The sequence below is a fragment of the Pedobacter sp. PF22-3 genome (assembly GCF_026239555.1).
Classification (GTDB): Bacteria; Bacteroidota; Bacteroidia; order Sphingobacteriales; family Sphingobacteriaceae; genus Pedobacter.
Genome location: NZ_JAPIVP010000005.1, coordinates 112,712 through 132,044, shown reverse-complemented (window position 1 = coordinate 132,044; position 19,333 = coordinate 112,712). Strand labels below are relative to the sequence as shown.

The 19,333-nt window shown below is 37.4% G+C and carries 17 protein-coding genes; 8 read left to right on the top strand and 9 right to left on the bottom strand.

Annotated elements, in window-relative coordinates; genetic code table 11:
* Window positions 1–417 precede the first annotated feature (417 nt).
* The 3 genes from OQX63_RS08815 to mfd all read right to left on the bottom strand — a co-directional run bounded on the left by OQX63_RS08815 (window position 418) and on the right by mfd (window position 5,203).
* Entirely contained in the window at window positions 418–636 is a 219-nt protein-coding gene (locus tag OQX63_RS08815) for a DUF3820 family protein (protein ID WP_265850514.1), read from the bottom strand.
* Window positions 637–1,773 (bottom strand): ATP-binding protein, encoded by a 1,137-nt coding sequence (locus OQX63_RS08810; RefSeq protein WP_265850513.1) that lies wholly within the window; start codon window positions 1,771–1,773, stop codon window positions 637–639.
* A gap of 91 nt (window positions 1,774–1,864) precedes the next feature.
* Entirely contained in the window at window positions 1,865–5,203 is a 3,339-nt protein-coding gene (mfd, locus tag OQX63_RS08805) for a transcription-repair coupling factor (RefSeq protein WP_265850512.1), read from the bottom strand.
* A gap of 230 nt (window positions 5,204–5,433) precedes the next feature.
* Here mfd and OQX63_RS08800 point away from each other — a divergent pair, with 230 nt between their 5' ends.
* The 5 genes from OQX63_RS08800 to OQX63_RS08780 all read left to right on the top strand — a co-directional run bounded on the left by OQX63_RS08800 (window position 5,434) and on the right by OQX63_RS08780 (window position 9,743).
* Window positions 5,434–5,736 carry a DUF2752 domain-containing protein gene (locus tag OQX63_RS08800; protein WP_265850511.1) on the top strand — a complete coding sequence of 101 codons (303 nt, stop codon included), beginning with the start codon at window positions 5,434–5,436 and terminating at the stop codon, window positions 5,734–5,736.
* Between the two features lie 5 nt (window positions 5,737–5,741).
* A complete protein-coding gene (locus OQX63_RS08795; protein ID WP_090497432.1) occupies window positions 5,742–6,128 on the top strand; it encodes a TM2 domain-containing protein in 387 nt (128 codons plus the stop codon).
* A gap of 116 nt (window positions 6,129–6,244) precedes the next feature.
* Window positions 6,245–7,342, top strand: a complete 1,098-nt coding sequence (locus OQX63_RS08790; RefSeq protein ID WP_265850510.1) for a Nif3-like dinuclear metal center hexameric protein — start codon at window positions 6,245–6,247, stop codon at window positions 7,340–7,342.
* Window positions 7,342–8,085 (top strand): zinc ribbon domain-containing protein, encoded by a 744-nt coding sequence (locus OQX63_RS08785; protein WP_090497436.1) that lies wholly within the window; start codon window positions 7,342–7,344, stop codon window positions 8,083–8,085. Before OQX63_RS08790 ends, OQX63_RS08785 begins: the two co-directional genes overlap by 1 nt.
* 170 nt (window positions 8,086–8,255) lie before the next feature.
* A complete protein-coding gene (locus tag OQX63_RS08780) occupies window positions 8,256–9,743 on the top strand; it encodes a tetratricopeptide repeat protein (protein WP_265850509.1) in 1,488 nt (495 codons plus the stop codon).
* Here OQX63_RS08780 and OQX63_RS08775 read toward each other — a convergent pair.
* The 3 genes from OQX63_RS08775 to OQX63_RS08765 form a co-directional block, all read right to left on the bottom strand.
* On the bottom strand, window positions 9,740–10,816 hold the full coding sequence (locus OQX63_RS08775) for a 3-oxoacyl-ACP synthase III family protein (protein ID WP_265850508.1): 1,077 nt from the start codon (window positions 10,814–10,816) through the stop codon (window positions 9,740–9,742). The genes OQX63_RS08780 and OQX63_RS08775 overlap by 4 nt on opposite strands.
* 78 nt (window positions 10,817–10,894) lie before the next feature.
* A complete protein-coding gene (locus tag OQX63_RS08770; RefSeq protein WP_265850507.1) occupies window positions 10,895–11,548 on the bottom strand; it encodes a response regulator in 654 nt (217 codons plus the stop codon).
* On the bottom strand, window positions 11,548–13,425 hold the full coding sequence (locus tag OQX63_RS08765; RefSeq protein WP_265850506.1) for a 7TM diverse intracellular signaling domain-containing protein: 1,878 nt from the start codon (window positions 13,423–13,425) through the stop codon (window positions 11,548–11,550). The genes OQX63_RS08770 and OQX63_RS08765 overlap by 1 nt, the downstream gene beginning before the upstream one ends.
* 135 nt (window positions 13,426–13,560) lie before the next feature.
* Between OQX63_RS08765 and OQX63_RS08760 the strand changes: the two genes are divergently transcribed.
* Both OQX63_RS08760 and OQX63_RS08755 read left to right on the top strand, forming a co-directional pair.
* The gene (locus OQX63_RS08760) at window positions 13,561–14,541 is read left to right on the top strand and encodes a cell envelope integrity protein TolA (protein ID WP_265850505.1); all 981 of its coding nucleotides are present in this window, start codon (window positions 13,561–13,563) and stop codon (window positions 14,539–14,541) included.
* Window positions 14,542–14,636: 95 nt separating this feature from the next.
* Entirely contained in the window at window positions 14,637–15,362 is a 726-nt protein-coding gene (locus OQX63_RS08755) for a hypothetical protein (RefSeq protein ID WP_265850504.1), read from the top strand.
* A gap of 12 nt (window positions 15,363–15,374) precedes the next feature.
* Here the strand turns inward: OQX63_RS08755 and OQX63_RS08750 are convergent, their stop codons facing one another.
* The 3 genes from OQX63_RS08750 to rsfS all read right to left on the bottom strand — a co-directional run bounded on the left by OQX63_RS08750 (window position 15,375) and on the right by rsfS (window position 18,505).
* On the bottom strand, window positions 15,375–16,019 hold the full coding sequence (locus tag OQX63_RS08750; RefSeq protein ID WP_265850503.1) for a LutC/YkgG family protein: 645 nt from the start codon (window positions 16,017–16,019) through the stop codon (window positions 15,375–15,377).
* Window positions 16,020–16,083: 64 nt separating this feature from the next.
* Entirely contained in the window at window positions 16,084–18,102 is a 2,019-nt protein-coding gene (ftsH, locus tag OQX63_RS08745; protein ID WP_265850502.1) for an ATP-dependent zinc metalloprotease FtsH, read from the bottom strand.
* 28 nt (window positions 18,103–18,130) lie between these two features.
* Window positions 18,131–18,505 carry a ribosome silencing factor gene (rsfS, locus tag OQX63_RS08740; protein ID WP_057930976.1) on the bottom strand — a complete coding sequence of 125 codons (375 nt, stop codon included), beginning with the start codon at window positions 18,503–18,505 and terminating at the stop codon, window positions 18,131–18,133.
* A gap of 44 nt (window positions 18,506–18,549) precedes the next feature.
* On the opposite strand from rsfS, the gene OQX63_RS08735 reads away from it, so the two are divergent.
* The gene (locus OQX63_RS08735; protein WP_265850501.1) at window positions 18,550–19,326 is read left to right on the top strand and encodes a biotin--[acetyl-CoA-carboxylase] ligase; all 777 of its coding nucleotides are present in this window, start codon (window positions 18,550–18,552) and stop codon (window positions 19,324–19,326) included.
* Window positions 19,327–19,333: the final 7 nt, after the last annotated feature.

Sequence of the window (19,333 nt, the reverse complement as noted above, 5' to 3'; positions counted from 1 at the left end):
ATTCGTCTTGCTGAATTTATTTCAGCATCTATTGAAAGAAATCAATGCACGTTAGATCCTTCGACTACGCTACCATTGATGTTATTTTGCAAGTTATTATTAATCAGCATTTTAACTGCTTTCGCATTTCCACCCAACTAGGCCATAGCACGGTATCTCCGTTCTACTTAAATCCGGCCTAACAAATTTTTCGGGCTGCACTGTTCTGGCCGCACAACTGACTTCAAAAGAAAAATTTTCAGCCGGCATTTTTTGTTACTTTTTGATGCCAAAAAGAAAGAGCCCTTCGGCGGCGGCGAGCCGAGGCAAGACCGTGCTGTATGGCAAAAGAAATCAATTATACGTCACTAATATTGATTTTTATATAATAAATTACCCCTCAGGATGACATGGATTTAGGAGGATTTCTCTATTTAATTACTGCTGATTCTTCAAAGGCGTTAATAAATACTCCAAACCATTCACCCTAATTTCGAACATCGTGGCCATTAAATCGCCCAATTTCCCTTTCGGAAACCCCTTATCCTTGTACCAAAGCAAATAACTTTCAGGGATATTGCAGATCAGGTAACCTTTATACTTTCCATAAGGCATTTGCATTTTCACTAAATCGAGCAATAAGGTTGGGTCTAACATTTATAATATAAAATCTAAATAATTTTCTTTGTTAATTACAGAAAAGGTAGCTTGAGGGTAGTTTTTAGCAAAAAAACCAGGTATTTTCTTCTTTTGGTTTCCCCATTTGAAATCGGCAGCTAAAATTTCTCCGTTATTAATTTCAATCAGGTCTATTTCCTGCTGGTCATATGTTCTCCAAAAGTAATAGGTGGAATTTTGCTGTTCGTACTCCATTTTTTTAATCCGCTCACTAAAACAGTAATTTTCCCATAAAATACCCTGATCATTCCGTAAGGCTAATAACCTGAAATCGTTTACAATTGCATTCCGGATACCATTGTCGTAAAAATACCATTTAGATGATTTTGTAACCTCTTTCCGTAAATTATTACTGTATCCACCAACTTTATAGATGATAAAAACTTTCGAAAGTAAATCAAGATAACGGTCTACCGTATTTTTGCTAATGCCCAAAGTACGGGAAATTTCATCAATAGAAACTTCCGATCCCACCTGGTATGCAATAAGCTTTAATAATTCCAGCAGTTTAGCGCTATTTTGGATGTTCTCATACATCAAAATGTCTTTTAACAGGTATGATTTAACCAATTCAGTCAAATATTGCGCTTTTTCAGCCAATGAGTTTAGATGAAACAACTCTGGATAAGAACCAAAAATTAATCTTTCTTCAAGGTTTTGGGTGGTTTGCAGGGCATTTTCCATTTTATCTAATTCAACCTGTGCTATCGGGTAGAGATAATAGGTTAAACTTCTTCCAGTTAAAGGTTCACCTGTTTGGTTCGATAAGTCGAAAGTAGATGAGCCACTTGCAATAATGGTGAGGTCTTTAAAAGTATCGATCAGTAATTTTAATATTTTTCCGATTTCTGGTATAACCTGGGCTTCATCAATAATGAGCAGTTTGGCATCACCCAAAATCCTTTTATAATTTGCGGCTGTTCGGGTTGACAACAATACCTGTACATCCTGATCTTCTCCATTTAAAGAGAGATGGTTGATGTTGGCACCTTTAACAATGCTTTCTACTAACCAGGTTTTACCTACCCTCCTTGTGCCGAAAATTAAGATGACCTTATTTTTCCCAATTTTGTTTAGGATAATCGGCTTTAAAGATCTGATAATTTGACTTTCCATTTAAGTCAAATATAAGAAAAAACGTTAATTCAGTCAATAGACTGACTCAATTAACGTTAATTCAGTCAATGAGCTGACTCAATTAACGTTTTTAGTCGATAAGTTCTAAAGTTTCGATTGCTTCCTCAACTGTTTTTACATTATCAAAAGCAATTCTAAGTGTGTTTTTTACTTCTTTTAAATTGCACATGCGAGGATGGTTCTGTGCAAAAGTTAAAATTTTGGTGAAGGTATTCGAGTCGAAATAAGCCGACTGTTTATCACTTAAAAAATATCCACGTAAACTATTTTTCTTGAAACTGATTTTCTCAAAACCTAATTTCTTACCCAACCACTGTAAACGTACCACGCTGAGCATGGTTTTTACCTGTGGAGGTACCGGCCCGAAACGATCGGCGAGGTGTTTTTCGAAAACGGCCAATTCAGCTTCGTTATTGAGTTTGGAAAGCTCGGTGTATAAATTGTAACGCTCAGTAATGTTAGTAATGTAAGCATCAGGAATGTATAATTCGAGATCGGTATCTACCTGAGTAAAACCCACAAAAGGACGGGCGGGTTCATTTTCGAAGAGGCCTTTAAATTCAGCCTCCTTTAATTCCTGTATCGCTTCGTCTAATATTTTATGGTACATCTCAAAACCGATTTCGGCAATGAAACCACTTTGCTCGGCACCCAATAAATTTCCACTTCCACGGATATCCAAATCGCGCATGGCTACGTTAAAGCCACTGCCCAGATCAGAAAATTCTTCAATCGCGCTTAAACGTTTACGCGCTTCGGAGGTTAAAGTTGATAAAGGAGGTGAGAGTAAATAACAGAAAGCCTTTTTATTGCTCCGGCCTACCCTGCCACGCATCTGGTGCAGATCACTTAATCCAAACATGTGAGCATGGTTGATGATGATGGTATTGGCATTTGGGATATCTAAACCTGCTTCAATAATGGTAGTGGCTACCAAAACATCTTTTTCTCCATTGATAAAATCGAGCATTACATCTTCCAGTTGATCGCCGTCTAACTGTCCGTGCGCAATACCGATCCTTGCCTTAGGAACCAGTTTCTGGATCAATCCGCCTAATTGCATCAAGTCGTTTACGCGATTATGAATGAAGAAAACCTGCCCGCCACGGTCTAATTCGAACTGAACGGCTTCCTGGATCAGTTTATCATTAAAAACATGCAATTCGGTGCTAACCGGCTGCCGGTTTGGCGGTGGTGTGCTGATGATCGATAAATCTCTCGCCCCCATTAAAGAGAAATGCAATGTCCTCGGAATCGGAGTTGCGGTTAGTGTTAAGGTATCAACATTTACGCGTACCGCTTTTAACCGTTCTTTTGCGGTAACACCAAACTTCTGTTCTTCATCAATAATCATGATGCCGAGATCTTTAAACTTAACATCCTTACTGAGCAAACGGTGTGTTCCGATCAGGATATCAACTTTGCCTGCTGCGGCTTCAGCGAGGGTGTCTTTAATTTGTTTATTGGTTTTAAAACGGTTAATGTAATCAACCGTAACCGGAAAATCTTTTAATCGTGATGAGAAAGTTTTAAAGTGCTGTAAAGCCAAAATTGTAGTTGGTACTAAAATAGCTGCCTGTTTACCCTCTGCTACCGCTTTAAATGCCGCACGTACGGCGATCTCTGTTTTTCCAAAGCCAACATCACCACACACCAAACGATCCATTGGGTGTGGCGATTCCATGTCCTTTTTCACATCCTGAGTCGCTTTTAACTGATCGGGGGTATCTTCGTAAATAAAAGAAGCCTCCAGTTCAGTTTGTAAATAGCTATCTGGCGAAAATGCCGTTCCGGCCTGGGTTTTGCGTAAAGCATAAAGCTTGATCAAATCCCGGGCGATATCTTTAACTTTTTTTTTAGTAGTTTTTTTTAGCTTGTCCCAGGCATCGGTACCCAACTTATTCATTTTAGGTACGCCGCTTTCCTTACCGCTGTATTTGGCAATGCGGTTTAAGGAGTTGATGTTGACGTAAAGCAGGTCATTATCGGCATAAATTAAACGGATCATCTCCTGGGTTTTCCCATTTACCTCCACTTTTTCAAGCCCTGCGTATTTGCCGATTCCGTGATCGATATGGGTAACATAATCGCCTGATTTCAGTTCCCTTAGATCTTTCAGGGTAATGGCCTGACTTTTCTGATAGCCTTTTTTAAGCTTATATTTATAGTAACGATCAAAAATCTGGTGATCGGTATAAAATGCGGTTTGGATCTGCGGATCAACAAAACCCTCGCGCAACATGCTGTTGATTGGTGTAAACTTGGCCGTTTTATCAATATCCTCTAAAATGGCATATAAACGCTCAATCTGCTTTGGCGAATCGGTAAAAATAAAATTAACAATCCCTGCTTTTTCATTCTCCTTTAGGTTATGGATCAGCAGGTTGAAATCTTTATTGAAGGATGGCTGGGGTTTGGTTTCAAATTCGAAACGATTATCGGTTTTATAAAAAAACTGCTTTCCAAATTCGATGATAGGAAAATCCTGAAGATGATCGCCCAATAATTTTTCGTCAGTAAAGGCGAATTTCGGATCAATCCATTCGGGGTTTTGGGTTTTATCTGCTGCTGGCAAAGCTTTCCAAAGCTCAACAGCCTTTTTAAAACCAGCTTTAACAATATCCAGGGTAAATTCTACGTCTTTAAACCAAAGTTGCGTATCCTGATCAATATAATCAAGAATACTGATATTACTTTCCGTTAAAAATTTTGCCTGAACATTCGGTACAATAGTCAGCGATTTAACATCGGCAACTGAAAGCTGGCTTTCAATTTCAAAACTTCTGATGCTTTCTACCTCATCGCCAAAAAACTCAATGCGGTAAGGAAGATCAGATGAGAACGAAAAGATATCTACAATACCGCCACGGATAGAAAATTGTCCGGGTTCGTAAACAAAATCTCTTCTGTCAAAATCGTAATCAATTAAAAATTCATTAATAAAATCGATGCCTAGTTTGGCGCCTAAGCTAATTTCTAATGTATTTTTTTCAAGTGCCGATCGGTCAATTACCTTTTCGGCAATGGCCTCAGGATAAGAAACTACAATTTTTCCGTATTCCGAATCATGATTCAATTCGTTCAATACCTCTGCACGGGCCAGCACATTGGCTGTATCTACCTGTGTAAAATCAAAAGATTTACGGTATGAGGAAGGAAATAATAAAACCTGTTTATCTAATACGCTTTCAAGGTCAGATTGAAAATAAGCGGCTTCTTCCCTATCTGGTAAAACAAACATGATGGGTTTGTGTAATAAAAAATAAGAAGAAAGGGCAACAATAGCATCGGCTGAGCCCACCAATCCCTTTAATTGTATCTTTGGGTTTTTAGTTGCATTCAACGCTTTGGTAAATTGGGTTACCCTATCGTCGGTTTTGTATCGGTTTATTAAATCTCGAATGTTCAAGGCACAAAAATAAGCTTATCTTTTAATATTAACCCGCAATTTGTGTAAAGGTTTTTTTAACTATTTTTGGCTGGGTTGTGATATGGAAATCTGATTTGGGAAAAAACGAAAACTTATTCTTAGATGGTATCGTTCGTTTGGTCGAAATATATCCCCCTTTCGTCGATTAAGGGCAAATCGGTGTAACAAAGGTAGTTCCATAGCCTCTAAATTGTATAAAAAGTGAAACAATGAAGTACATTAAAAGCTTTCCACTAGAACTTTTTTTCTGGGTAACAGCTTTAATATTACTGGCAACAGCAAATGGCCACGAGCATCATTTTACACTTTGTCCTTTAGCCAATTTGGGTTTTAAGGATTGGTGTCCGGGATGTGGTATAGGCAGGTCAATTAGTCATATTTTACATGGCGAGTTTACCGAAAGCTTTTCTGAACATTGGTTTGGGTTTCCGGCACTTTTAATCATCGTTTATAGAATTTACACATTGATAAAAAATAAAAATAAGTTTAAAATTTCAACCACAAATACATAGAAGCCATGGATATATTTCAATCACCTCTAATGTCGTTACCAGGTATAACACCAGAGGAATACTCCTATTTACAACAAGCTACAACTGGTTTAACTGAAGAGCAGTTGCGTAATTTCCTGATGGTTTACAGTAGTAAAAGAAAAAACCCATCTGATATGTTGATTTTCTGCTTGATCGGACTCTTTGCTGTTCCCGGTTTGCAAAGGTTTATCATTGGCCAGATTGGTATGGGTATTTTATACCTCCTAACTGCTGGTTTATGCTTTATCGGATCGATTATCGACGTAGTAAATCACAAAACACTTGCTTTTGAGCACAACCAGAAAATGGTTTTTGAAAGCTTGCAGATGGTAAGAATGGGCGGTGGATTCCAGCAGGCAGGAAAATTCTAGGATAACTAAATCTTGATATTTACATCCGTATCCAAATAAATTGGGTGCGGATTTTTTCTGTTGAATGAAGTGACGGAAAAAGAAAACTAAAGCGATGAAATTTCTATATTTATCCAATGAAATTAGCTGAAATTACCAATTACTTAGAAAGCATTGCGCCACTTAATTATCAGGAAGATTATGATAACGCTGGCTTGATTGTGGGCGATCCGAACATGGAAATCCGTGCTGCTTTGGTGGCTTTAGATTGTGTAGAGAAAATTGTAGATGAAGCCATTTCGACAGGATGCAATTTGATTATTACCCACCATCCGATAGTTTTTAAAGGACTAAAAAAACTCAATGGAAAAAACTACGTGGAACGTGTAGTGTTAAAAGCCATTAAAAACAACATTGCGCTTTATGCCATTCATACCAATTTAGACAGTATCCATACCGGTGTAAATGCGAGGATCTGTGAACGTTTGGGTTTAACAGGTACAAAGGTACTTTTACCAAAAGCAGGTTTGTTAAAAAAACTGGTTACTTATTGTCCACAGGCCCAGGCCGAACAATTGCGATCTGCATTGTTTTATGCCGGAGCGGGGAACATTGGCAACTATAGCGAATGTAGTTTCAATGCTGATGGTTTTGGTACGTTTAAGGGGAATGAAGATTCAGACCCATTTGTGGGCGAAAAAGGTATTCGCCATCGCGAGGCTGAAGTGCGTATCGAAATGGTTTACCCTACACAGGCCGAGCGAAAAATTCTGGTTGCGCTGTTCGAAAACCATCCTTACGAAGAGGTAGCTTACGATATTTACAAACTCGAAAACAAACACCAACTGGTTGGTTCGGGCATGGTGGGTTGGTTGGAATACGACATGGATGCTTACGATTTTTTACACCTGGTAAAAGACAGGATGCAGGCTAAAGTGGTTAGGCACACAGAAGTAATTGGCAAAAGGATTAAAAAAGTGGCAGTTTGTGGCGGTTCAGGAAGCTTTCTGTTAAAAGATGCCATTGCTGCCGGTGCGGATGCTTTTATTACCGCAGATTTTAAATATCACGAGTTTTTCGATGCAGAGGAAAAATTGATCATTGCGGACATCGGACACTTTGAAACTGAACAATTTACCTCAAATTTATTGCTTGAAATTATTCAGAAAAAATTTACTAACTTTGCAATCCGTTTAACGGAGCAAAATACAAACCCCATAAATTACTTGTTTTAATGGAACAAACCGTAGAACAAAAGCTAAAAGCTTTATACGAATTACAAAATATCCACACAAAAATTGATAAGATCCGCCAGGTACGTGGAGAATTACCAATGGAGGTTGCCGATCTTGAGGATGACGTTTTAGGATTAGAAACTAGAATTGCAAAAATCAAAGCTGAGCTTGATGACCTTGAAGATTCGATCGTAACACGTAAAAATACAATTAAAGATGCGCAAGCAGCCATCAAAAGATACGATACTCAATTAAAAGAAGTTAAAAATAACCGTGAATACGATGCTTTAACTAAAGAAATTGAGATTCAAGGTTTAGATATCCAGGTTTCTGAAAAGAAAATTAAAGAACACGGTTTCGAAATCACTTCTAAAACTGAAATCTACGAAGCAGCTAAAGCAGAGTTAGATGGCAGAAAGAAAGATTTGGAAGTTAAAAAAGGCGAATTGGATGTAATTACTGCTGAAACTGAAAAAGAAGAGCAGGATTTACAAAAGAAAGCGGATAAAGCTGAGCCTCAAATCGAAGAGCGTTTATTGGTTGCCTATAAACGTTTACGCAAAAATGCTGTAAATGGTCTGGCTGTAGTAACCATCGATCGCGATTCTTGCTCTGGTTGTTTTAACCAGATTCCGCCTCAACGTCAATTGGATATCCGTCAACGTAAAAAAATTATCGTTTGTGAACACTGCGGTCGTATTTTGGTTGATGAAGCTTTAACACACGAAGTAGCAGAAGCTTAATCTAAATTATAAGATTATTTGAACGTCCCGATTTAATCGGGACGTTTTTTGTTTTGGTCAATTTCTGCGCTTACACAAAACAAGAATATGATTTTAGCGTTTAATGTAAATATTTGTTTAAATGTGAAGCTGTCGTGGCAGCATAGAACAAAACCGAAATAGAATCCCTAATGAATAAAAGCTTCCGTTTGTATATAACGTCTGCCCTGCTCCTCTCTCCTTTGTTTTCACTTGCAAACTTCGATTTCAATAACAACTGCTTAAATGCTTATAAAAGTATATTCGAACTGAAGTTGGGGAATGCAAGGGCTTATATCTCTACAGAAAAGAAACAGCATCCCAATAATTCCATTATTCCGCTTCTGGAAAATTATGTAGATTATTTTACAGTTTTAACTTCAGAGAGCAAGGCTGATTTTGACCGTTTAAAAGGAAATAAATCTAAACGTTTGGATCAAATAAGCGATGATGATAAAAATTCGCCATACTACCTCTATGCGCAGGCGGAAATTAATTTGCAATGGGCGCTCATTCGTGGCCGTTTCGGAGAGTATTTTAACGCGGCTATGGAAGTTAAAAGAGCGAACAGCCTTTTGCAGGATAATAATAAGAAGTTTCCAAATTTTCATCTGAACTTAAAAGGACTGGGTTTGATTAATGCCGTGTTAGGTAATCTTCCCGACGGTGCTTTAAAAACAGCGCTTTCAACCTTCGGTATTAAAGGAAACCTGCAGAGCGGATTAAATATGTTCGAAAAGTTGGCTGATAACCTGCCAAAGTCATCTTATGAACCTTTTTACGAAGAAGTGGTATTTTATTACGCTTATGTATTAACTGATGTGGCACATAGCCCGCTGGCATATGCGAAAACAATGAAGTATACCGAGAGAATTGCCGATACCAGTTTACTAAAAAGTTATTTGCAAAGTTATGTATGCATAAAAAACGGGCATAGTGAACAAGCCATTTCTATTTTAGCCAAGCGACCAGAGGGCGGCGTTTATCAGCCTTTTCCTTACCTGGACTATCTGGAAGGAATTGCACATTTAAATAAACTTGACCTCAATGCTGGCACTTATTTTAACCGGTTTTTACAAACTACGAAGGGTGTAAACTTTGTAAAGGACGCTTACCTTCATTTGGGCTGGATCGCTCTTCTGAAAGGAGATAAAGCGACATATACGGCCTTTGTTGCAAAGGCAGTTAAAAATGGCTATACCTATATGGAGAAGGATAAACAAGCCAAGGCTGAAGCTGTCGCAGAAATACCAACCGTTGACCTTTTAAAAGCCAGACTGCTGTTTGATGGTGGTTATTTAAGCAGGGCCTTACAGATAATTGATGGTAAGAAGGCAATGGATTACACTAACGATAAAGATAGAATAGAGCTAAATTACCGTTTAGGTAGAATTTATGATGATTTAGGGAAAGACGATCAAGCATTAGCGGCTTATCAGGAAACAATTAATGACGGGAAAAACCTGAAGTATTATTTTGCGGCAAATGCTGCGGTGCAGATGGGTAAGATTTATGAAAGAAGGAAAAACCTAGCAAAAGCAAAAGAGGCTTTCAATACTGCCATTGCCATGAAAAATCATGAGTTTGAAAGCAGTATTGAAAACCAGGCCAGGGCCGGGTTAAAACGGTTAGCCAATTAGAAGCGGTGTATAAAAGCATTAATGTGCATACCTGCTCCTACTGAAGCAAATACCGCTACATCGCCAGCTTTCACGTTATAGCCTTTAACCTCTCCTTTTAATACAAGGTCAAGCAAGGTTGGTACTGTGGCAACAGAACTGTTTCCTAACCACGAAATCGTCATCGGAACTAAGTTTTCTGGCACCGTATCTTTTCCGTAAAGTTTAAACAGACGTTTCATAATAGCGGTATCCATTTTGCCATTGGCCTGGTGCACAAATACAATGTTTACGTCATCAACACTTAAGCCTGCTTTGTCTATAGCTTTTTTAATTACCTGCGGTACCTGAACTACTGCAAACTCATATAGTTTACGTCCGTTCATTTTTAAGTAGAGGTTTCCATTGGCTTCATCAGGATGAGCACTCTTGCCCATGGTTAATAAATTGCCATAGTTTACGGCATGCGTTTCTGTTTTATGTGCTAGGATTCCTCTTTTTTCCGCTGATTCTTCTCCCTCGAAAATTACAGCTCCGGCACCATCCGAAAAGATCATACTATCACGGTCATGCGGATCGATAATTCGGCTTAAGGTTTCTGCACCAATAACCATAACCCGTTTTGCATCTCCGCTTTTAATGTAGTAATCTGCCTGTATTGCACCTTGAACCCATCCTGGGCAACCAAAAATAATGTCGTAGGCAACGCAATCTGGATTTTGAATGCCTAGTTGTTGCTTTACCTTTGAAGCTAAAGATGGTAAAATATCTGTACGGTTACTACCTAAAGGGATATCGCCAAAATTATGACAGAAAATAATATAGTCTAAGGTTTCTTTATCTATACCTGCATTTTCAATTGCTTTTTCTGCGGCTTTTGCGCCAATGTGATTGCTTAGCTGATCAGGACAGGCGTAACGACGCTCCACGATCTCTGTAATTTCAGAGAATTTATCAATGATCTCTGAATTCTCCTTCTCTAATAGATTTCCATTCTCAAAAAATGTTGAGTTTAAGAATTCATTACCGGAAATAATATTTTGTGGAATATAACTCCCAGTACCGGTAATTACCGTATTTATTGCTTTGCTCATAATTATAATACCGCATACCAAAACGGTATGTAGTATAAAAATATCAATTATATTCGATATTCGAAAATAAATTTAATTTTAGCGCAGCTTATTTTCAAGGGCAAACTTTAATAATCCTGCTTTTCCCGTCACGTTTAGCTTTTGTGCCATATTTTTACGGTGGGTATCAACTGTGTTTAAAGCTATAAATAATTTTTGGGCAATCTGCTGTGAAGAATAGTCTTCGCTGATCAATTTAAGGATTTCCATTTCTCTCGCTGTTAGGTTGTGGCTTTTTTGAAAATGATCACCATCGTTAAATACAGATGAAGCAGGCGGATCAGATTTTGCTTTTTGGAAATATTTTTCTCCCCGCTGTATGCCGGTTATGATTTTAAATAGGGTTTCTGCGTTGGTATCTTTCTGGATAAAAGCTTTTACGCCGATATTCTCGAGTTTAGCAGATAATTTGGTTGTATAATACATTGATAATACCATTATTTTTACCGAAGGAAATAACTGACCCACCTTTTCTGCGGCCATTTCACCATCTAGAATGGGCATATTTAAATCGAGGATTAAAACATCTGGCAGCTGGTGATTAAGCAGGTGCAAAATTTCTTTCCCATTTGCGGCCATTCCAATTACCTTAAAAGCAGATTGTTCAGAAAGGATTGCAGATAGCCCTTCAGCGAATAGTTTATGATCATCTGCAATCATAATGGTTATGGGGCGCTGTTGAATCTTGTCCATTAGTTTAGTGGAATATCAATAGTTGTAGTTGTGCCGTTCTGATTACTATCTACCTGGATTTTACCGTTGAAGTAATTTACCCTCGATAGAATATTTTGCATGCCTAAACCCTTTTTATCTATATCAGGATTGAAACCAATGCCATTGTCTTCGGCCATAATGCTAATTCTTTCTGTAAATGATAAAATTTGTATGGTTGCCTTTGAGGCAAAAGAGTGCCTGATGATGTTATTGACCAATTCGTTAACCATCCGGTATATGGTAATTTCCATTCCGCTATCAATAGGATGCTCTACCTGAAAAACGAACTCAAATGCAATTTTACCAGAATGGTTAAGGGTTTTAAAATGCTCATTTAATGTTTCAATCAGACCATGTTGTTCAAAGTTTTTTGGCATCAGGTTATGCGATATTTCCCTTAAGTCTGCACATGCCTTTTCGATCATGCCAATGGTTTGATCATAAAATATGCGGTCATTTTCAGTAAGTTTTAAAACTTTGTGCTGAAACGCAGTGATATTTAGTTTTATAATCGATAGTGTACCGCCCAGATCATCATGTAAATCGCGGGCCAATCGTGTTCTTTCATCTTCCTGTGCATTAAAAATCCCATCTGCCAGATCAACCTGGTGCCTGCTTTTTTCTTCCAGTAAAATTTCTTTTTCTTTTTTAAGGAAGTTATAACGCTGTGTTAGTGCAAATGAAAGAAAAATGATTTCGGCCGTTAAACCCACCACTAAACCATTTGGCTTTAACAAATTAAAATTGGTAAGCCCCAAGGTATTAAATACGTAATTAAAAACGCCAAATAACAGCATCACGGTTGCAATAAAATAATACCAGCCCAACTTGTATCCGGATCTTATTCTTTCTATCACACAAATGATAATGATAATTACGGTAAGGAGCGCAAGAAAATTGTTGATATAAAAAACCGTTTTTTCTAAAATAATAAAGGATTTAAAGAGCATAAATACCGGAATAATGGACATGGCCCAGCAGAATCTTTTATAATAGTTTGTAAAGCGGTATAATTTACTATTTGAGCTATTTTGATTCACAAACAGCTGCATTACCTGGATTAATAAGCCACAGCTTAGCGATGCCATAATTAACCGCATATAATCTTGCAGGCCTGGCAAGTTAGGGTAAAACCATTGAAAAGCCAATCCTTCTTCTTCCAGTATAAAAATTAAGGTGCAGAAGATGTAAATGGCATAATATAGATGGATATTATCTCTTATCGAAGCAAACATCAATAAGTTAAAGATTACCGCGAAAACAAAAATACCGGTGTAAAATCCAAACAAAGTGTGCTGTGGAATCTCTGCCTGAATAATATCCACATCACGGCCGATAGACATTGGCATATACATGTTCTGTCCGCGTTTATCAGCCCACAAATAAAAAGTAGCTTTCTCATGGGGTAAAAGAACCATTGGATAGATAAAGCTTCTGTTGCGATATGGACGTTGTTTAAAAGGGAAATGATCGCCGGTTAAGCCCAGTGGATAAATCTCTCCCTGCTCATTTACTTTAAACAGCTGGAGCTGGTTAATGCTTGAGCTTTGCTCCTTAAACATCAGATGTACGGCTTGGTCCAGACTATTTTCTATATCAAAAACAACCCAGTAATAAGATTGGGTGTAACCCTTGCTAAAAACCTTTCCTGCTGTTAATGGGGTGAGTTTACCGGCCTGCTTATATTTTATAACAGAATCGATGTTCAGGTTTAAATTCCTGTCCTCATAAAAATAACCATGCCTACTGATATTAAACTTTTTGGCGGTATCTATTAAAATAGGATTTCCCTGCTGGGCAAAGCATATACGAAATGGGTTTAGGAAAAATAGGAATAAGAAGAAAATTTTATCCATTGATGAGAGAATTAGCGGATGCAATCAACATTTTATAAATATAGTATATAAAGCAGATATTAAATATACCGAGTAAAGGGTATATAAATCGTTTGGTTGTTCGGGTATTTTTACAATAAATTAAACGAACTTAAAATGAAAAATTTCTTAATCACTATTTTGTTGCTGTTTCTGGTACAAATGGTAAATGCTCAATCACATGTTTCGAGAAGCGAATATGCAAGGTATAACTGCAGATTTGCCCCTAAAGGCTCGAATAACTCGGAGGGCAAAAATATGTGTCCAGCTTGCGCAAAAGAGAATGAAGATGCCAGAAAAAAGAAGATAGCAGATGATAAAGCGGCCTATGAAGCAGGCAAAATCAGAAATGCAAAGCTTAAGGCTGAAAGGGAGGCAGACTTTAAAAAGAAACTGGCCGAGACTGCAGAGAAAAATAAAGTGACCGAAGTACGCGTAACGATGGGAAAAATGCCTGTAACAGCAAGCAAAAAGACTGAAGTGCCCGTAAAAAAAGTACCATCTAAACCCACAAAAGATATATTGTTTTTTGCCGATTATCCAGGATCAATGTCGATGAGTGGTAAAAACTTAAACTATTTTTTGAACGAAAGTGGTGATACGGTTTTAAAAAGCAAGGATTATGAAAGCACTTTCGCTGCTTTTGGCGACAATAAAAATAATTTCCCTAAGAATATAGGAATTGTGATTTTGAATGAAGAAAACACCTTAACCAATGGTAAAACGAGAAAAGTTGCAGATCTAGTTGACCTGAAAGGAAAACGGCTTTTTAATGATAAGAGCATCAGTACCATCTTTCATCTAATGAATGATTATTTTGTGATTGGCAGAAGTAAGGATTTTGGAGAGGATTCTAGCTGGGGCTATAATTACAGGCGAATTCAGGAAGTAGATATTTACAATGTAAAAACGAGAAAAACCATCACTTTGGATAAAGACCGCTCCAGAGTAGAGCTTTATTTAACATTTGATCATCATAAACTGGAAGATGAAGGGCTAAAACCGGTGTTATCAAGAAGATATTCTAACTATGATGAAGACATATATTGCATAAATCCTACAGGTGAATTGGTGGTGAAAAGGTTTCAGGGTAAATAATGAATTCTATAATTATAGGCTAAATTTTATCACCCATATCGTGTTATTATTTTACTTTAAACTAATACCTTTATTAAATAAATCAAATTCGAATCATGAAAAAACTGATCGCAATAATCGTTTTATTTATTGGATTTACCCATGTTAGCGCCCAGATAACGAAAGTAACCACCCAAGAACTTTATACAGCATTTAAACAAGACCGTGTCCATTTTGCCGGTATATTGAGCAAATTTGGCGGTGGGGGTAACTGTGCCTCAGTTGCGCTCATAAAAGCATCAATCGGAATCTTTGGAATTAATGGTGTTTTTAAAGAAGTGAAAACAGACTCGACTGCAAAAATGGTTTACATTAAAAGAAGAGATGATAAAACCATTGTGCTTTCTTTTGATAGGTTAAATTTCGCAAAAAAACATTTTTTTATTAAAAGTCAAACTGATGCTATTTCAAAAAAAATTAGTGATTACGCGGCATTTTGTTTTGCTGTAATGTGCAGGGCTAAACAATTGGAAATGGGATATGATGCAAAGTATTTTTACCGAGGAGTGGATAAACTTAACAAAGGGCAAGATGCCTCAGAAATACAGAATATGTTGGGTTTGCAGAAGGCTATTGTTAATGATCTTAGCATTAGCAATATTAAAAAGTACTCAAATCTTGTTTTATACAATGCCCCGCATGCTGTATATAGCAGTAATGGCTATTATGATGAATTTTTTAACGGGACCAAAACAGGTATTGAACCTTTAGAGAGATTAAGTGAATTCCATTGTAAAACGGCAAATGGTTGTCCAATTTTGGGAGCATATACACTCAAATAATTGATACTGCAATCAACTAAAATCGTCAATCAAAAATACAAACAGTTCTTTAGGTCCATGTGCACCTAAAACCAATGTTTTTTCGATATCGGCGGTTCTGCTCGGTCCTGTAATATTGCTGATCATGGATGGGAGCTGATTGCCATACTTATTTTTCAATAACAAAAAAGCATCTTTAAGATCTAAAACTAACTGACTGGTTTTGGCGATCACAATGTGATGGTGTGGAAAGATGCTGAGCCTTCTCCCTGCAGCGCCCTGGTTAGTTACCATTACGCTTCCATTACGGGCAATTAAGGCTTCGCATAATGTAATACCTACTTCAGCTTGTTCAAAATCTTTATCGGTCTGGTAAAAAGGAAATTCGTATTTGCTTAAAAACTGCTGAAGTTCTGGTTCCCAGCAGTATATTTTCCGCCATTTAAACTTATCGGCCAGCTGCAGCATATTTTCAAAAAAATCAATCCCGTCTTCGCAGAAAATAAAGTTGCCGGATATAGCCGTAAGCTGTTCAGCAAATAATATTTCAAGCTCATCTGTATTTTTTTTATACAATGGGCTTTCTTCTAAATTAGGATAGGGGTTTTCGCGCTTCTCTAACAGTGCTTTCCTTATCTTTTTCAGTATTTGTTCTTTCGCTGTCGTATTATCCTTCATTATAAAAAAAAGCTACCCTAATGATTAAACTAGGGTAGCAAATGTAATAATAGAAATTATTTATTTAAGCCTCAACTGGCGTAATATGTCCTGGTGTTCCGCTTTCACCTTGACTTTCGAATAAACGTTTTCCGAAAATCACTTCTAAATCGTCTTTAAACAAAACTTCTTTTTCGATTAGGATATCGGCCAACTGGATCAGTTTATCTTTATTTTCTTCCAATAACTGGATCGCTCTCTGGTATTGGCCTTCAATTAATGCCGATATTTCTTTATCAATAGTTAAAGCGGTATCCTCTGAATATGGTTTAGAGAAATTATACTCATTCTGACCAGATGAATCATAATAAGTAATGTTTCCTAATTTTTCGTTCAAGCCGTAAATGGTCACCATTGCCCTGGCTTGTTTATTCACTTTTTCTAAATCGCTCAATGCGCCTGTAGAAATGGTATCGAACATCACTTTTTCAGCTGCCCTACCGCCCATAGTTGCACACATTTCGTCGAGCATTTGGTGAGGACGGACAATTAAACGTTCTTCAGGCAAATACCAGGCCGCACCTAAGCTCTGTCCGCGTGGAACAATGGTAACCTTAACTAAAGGCGCTGCATGTTCCAATAACCAGCTTACTGTGGCGTGACCAGCCTCATGAATAGCAATAGCGCGTTTTTCGGCAGGTGTGATGATTTTATTTTTCTTTTCTAAACCACCTACAATTCTATCTACAGCATCTAAGAAATCTTGCTTATCTACTGCCGATTTATTTTTACGGGCTGCAATTAATGCGGCTTCATTACAAACGTTAGCAATATCTGCACCCGAGAATCCTGGTGTTTGTTTAGCTAAAAATTCGGTATCAAGCTCTTCTGATTTTTTAAGCGGAGTGATGTGAACCTCAAAAATCTGTTTACGTTCAATAACATCTGGTAAATCAACATAAATCTGTCTGTCAAATCTACCTGCTCTTAATAAAGCTTTATCTAAAACATCAGCACGGTTGGTAGCAGCCAGGATAATAACATGTGTATTGGTGCCAAAACCATCCATCTCAACTAAAAGCTGATTTAGTGTATTTTCACGTTCGTCATTTCCACCCATTACACCGTTTTTACCACGGGCACGGCCAATAGCATCAATCTCATCAATGAAGATAATGCAAGGCGATTTATCTTTTGCTTGTTTAAACAAGTCGCGAACACGTGATGCACCAACTCCAACAAACATCTCTACAAAGTCAGAACCAGATAGAGAGAAGAAAGGAACCTGTGCTTCACCTGCAACCGCTTTTGCCAATAGGGTTTTACCGGTACCCGGCGAACCTACCAATAAAGCACCTTTAGGGATTTTTCCACCCAAATCAGTATATTTTTTTGGGTTTTTAAGGAAATCTACAATTTCCATTACCTCTGTTTTTGCTTCTTCTAAACCTGCAACATCGTTGAAAGTAATGTTTACCTGGCTTTCTTTATCAAATAAAGTCGCTTTTGATTTTCCGATACTGAAAATCTGACCGCCGCCACCAGCGCCGCCGCCCATTCTGCGCATCATAAAAATCCAGAAACCGATTAAAAGCAGTACCGGTAAAATGATACTTAAAAACCAACTTGCCAACGGATTGCTGCGGCTGGTTTTTTCTGCCAGTATCCTTGGCTGGTTAGCTGGAAGATCTTTTTGAGAATCTGCAAGTTGTTTATCCAGCCCATCCATCGTTCCGGCATTGAAAAACACAATAGGGCTGGAGGCATTATTTACATTAAAAGTGCTCGTGCTCTTGTAAGCATCGTAAAGTTTCTTTTTCTCTAAACTATCCTTTTTGATATAAACCTCTACGCGCACTAAATCGTCTGATTTGTAGGCAACAACTTTTTGAACGTCACCTTTAAGTAACATCTGTTGCTCAAACTTTTGGTAGGTTACTTCTTTACCCCCGTCGGTAGTAAATAAAAATTGTGCTGCAATAATGGCTATAATAATGGCCGCATACACCCAGAAAATATTAAATTTTGATCCTTTTTGTGGTTTTTTAGGGATGTTTGGAATCCTTCTTCCCTGTTTTTCGTTGGTATTTTGATTGTCGTTCATTTGTCTTTGTCAAAATGGTTCTATTAGGTTATGCGCTCTGATAATTTGTGCTTTCTGCATCACCCCAAAGTTCTTCTATGCCATAAAAGTGGCGCTTTTCCGTTTTAAAAATGTGCACAACCACATCGAAATAATCAAGAATTATCCAATCTGCTGATTCGAAACCCTCCTTATGTCTTGGGTCTGCCTGAGTGGCTTTATATATTTCTTTTTCTACACTATCTGCAATAGCTTTTACCTGGGTGCCAGAGTTGGCACTTGCGATAATAAAGTAATCAGCTACTGAAGTGTGAATATTTCTAAGATCTAACCGCACGATATCTTCTCCTTTTTTTTCCTGTATGCCGTGAACGGCCAACTCAGAAAGATATGTAGAAAGGGCTACTATTTTCTTTTTTACCATTAAAATGCTTTAATTTTGGAATTACAATATTATAAATTCAACACTTGCAAAATAACACTTTTTCGACACTATTTGTTGGTCAAAATTTAATCAAATTAAAAGAAGTTGATTCTACTAATAACTTTTTAAAAAATTTGGCGTCAAAATCCGAGCCATTAGCAGAAGGGACTGTAATTATGGCAGACCATCAGTTTGCCGGAAGAGGGCAGCAGGAAAGTGTTTGGCAAACTCAAGCAGGGAAAAACATTAGTACAAGTATTTATTTAAAGCCTTCTTTTTTGCCACTTGATAAGCAGTTTTATTTAAATATTGCCGTTAGTTTGGCTGTTAGTGATGCCTTGGCTTGTTTTGTGCCGGAGGGGATAAAGGTAAAATGGCCCAATGATATGTATTACCATAATAAGAAATTAGGCGGGATATTAATCGAAAATACACTGACAGGCAATTCTTTTAAATCATCAGTAATTGGCATTGGCGTAAATGTAAATCAATCAGAATTTTCTGAAAGTATAAGTGAGCGTGCTACCTCCGTCATTCAAATTTTACAAATAGATGTGCCTTTAATGGATATTATGGAGAAAATATTCATATTTATGGAAAAATACTACTTAATTTTGAGGGGAGGAAAATATAGTATTTTACAAAATGATTACCTTGAGCGGTTGTATAACTATCAGGTTTCTGCTTTATATAAACATAACGGCGAGATTTTTGAAGGAACTATTGTAGGCGTTGAAGATAATGGCAGACTAAACGTTAATACCGAAAAAGGGTTAAAAGTTTTTAACTTTAAAGAAATTGAATTTACACACACAAAATAAACACAAA